The following is a 1,754-nucleotide window of genomic DNA, read 5'->3' as shown; positions in this document are numbered from 1 at the left end:
AGTAAAATACCATAATAAACGCACTAATCCTAGATTAAAAGCAACAAAAATAACTGCTGTTGCATTTAGTCTGGGATTTCTTTTATTCTAAGGATAATAAATGTATTTCGGATGATGGTCTTTGGTGTTCATATGATGATCCAACATTATATGAAAGGCAGGTGAAGAAAAATGTCTCATATGACATTAGATGACCGTGTATCTATCCAAGAAGGTCTTGATAATAATCTTTCCCCTAGTGCAATATCCAGAAAAATAGGCAAATCACGTTCTACAGTTATCCGTGAAATCCTAAAACACAGATCATTTAAAGGCAAGCGTTTTCCAGGTGCAAAGCCTCCATGTGCAAGAAAAAAGGACTGTATCGTTTATGGATTATGTAAAGACAGACGACGCTGTGCTGGTCCATGTAGAAACTGCCATGCATGTGTTGATGTCTGTCCTGACTACTTCCCTAACGAATGTGAAATACTTAACAAATCGCCACATGTGTGCAACGGATGCCATAAGCTTGCGTGTAATTACGAAAGATACTATTATTACGCTTCCTATGCCCATAATTCCTATCAGGACACGCTGATAAGCACCAGGGAAGGAATAAATCAGGATCCTGAATCTCTCCAGGAAATGGATGATCTTATCTCCCCTCTCATCAGAAAAGGTCAGTCTCTTTCTCATATATTTGCCACTCATTCAGACGAAATAAACTGCAGCCGTAGCACGATTTACAGATATATAAATGACTCCGTGTTTACAGCAAGGAACATCGATATGCCAAGAAGGGTCAAATATAAGGCACGAAAGGCTTCTGATGACAAGAAGCTGACTAAGGAAGAAAAACTTCTTGTACTATCAAGGAGTTACGAACGTTTCAAGAAATATATGGAGCAAAACCCAGATACTGACGTGGTAGAGATGGATACCGTTGTTGGGCCGGTGTCCACAAGCAAAGTACTGCTCACTCTCCTATTCAGATCATGTAATCTCATGCTGATCATTCTCTTGAAACAAAAGACACAGGAGGAGGTTGTCTGTGCATTAAACTGGCTTTGTGATGAGCTCGGAATCGAGCTTTTTAAGCAGCTTTTCCCAGTCATACTGACAGACCGTGGAATTGAATTTTTAAATCCTGAAGCCATTGAATGCGACAGATATGGGGAAATCAAAACAAAGCTGTTCTACTGTGATCCTCAGTGTGCCTGGCAGAAAGGTGCATTGGAAAAGAACCATGAATTCATAAGGTACGTGGTCCCAAAAGGTATTTCATTTGAGGATCTGACACAGGAAGAGATCACTCTCATAATGAATCACATAAACAGCCTCGCACGTGATAAATACCATGGAAAAACGCCATATCAGCTATCAAAAGTATTAATAGACAACAAGCTCCATGAAGTCATGAAGCTTGTCGAAATAAAGTCGGATGAAGTTTGTCTCAAGCCTGCGCTCATCAAAAGATGGCACAGATAACACATCCGTATCCATCTATTAGTTGCAGCTAATAAATGGTCGCTTTTGATTATCATATGTCACGTCTCATCCGAAATGCAACATTTTTGATACAGACCAGATGTGTTGCATTTAGTGTGAGAATATAGATGCCAGACGTCTTTTTGCCATGTTCAGAATTGAAAAAAACTGGTAGAATAGGGACAAAAAAAGAAAGCCAATGCCTGATAGACACTGACTTTCGTTGCATTTAGTTTAAGAAAAATTTTAATTGAAATATGTTGCGTTTACTTTGATTATTTACC

General features: G+C 39.0%; 2 protein-coding genes and 1 pseudogene. 2 read left to right on the top strand and 1 reads right to left on the bottom strand.

All coding sequences use genetic code 11. From position 1 onward, the window contains the following. Positions 1–171: 171 nt before the first annotated feature. Positions 172–285, top strand: a pseudogene (locus D6855_RS17205) (helix-turn-helix domain-containing protein); the annotation flags it as partial. Between the two features lie 90 nt (positions 286–375). On the opposite strand, the gene D6855_RS16985 reads toward D6855_RS17205, so the two are convergent. Further along, the gene (locus D6855_RS16985) at positions 376–678 is read right to left on the bottom strand and encodes a hypothetical protein (RefSeq protein ID WP_243112028.1); all 303 of its coding nucleotides are present in this window, start codon (positions 676–678) and stop codon (positions 376–378) included. Here D6855_RS16985 and D6855_RS16570 point away from each other — a divergent pair. Further along, positions 577–1,470, top strand: coding sequence for an IS30 family transposase (locus D6855_RS16570; protein ID WP_243112025.1), 894 nt, complete (start codon positions 577–579; stop codon positions 1,468–1,470). The two genes, D6855_RS16985 and D6855_RS16570, sit on opposite strands and share 102 nt — an antisense overlap. The last annotated feature ends 284 nt before the right edge of the window (positions 1,471–1,754 follow it).

Origin of the sequence: Butyrivibrio sp. CB08 (assembly GCF_003625485.1) — a bacterium.
Taxonomy (GTDB): domain Bacteria; phylum Bacillota; class Clostridia; order Lachnospirales; family Lachnospiraceae; genus Butyrivibrio.
Note: the sequence above shows the minus strand (reverse complement) of the source record. Positions and strands in the feature narration are given on the sequence as shown.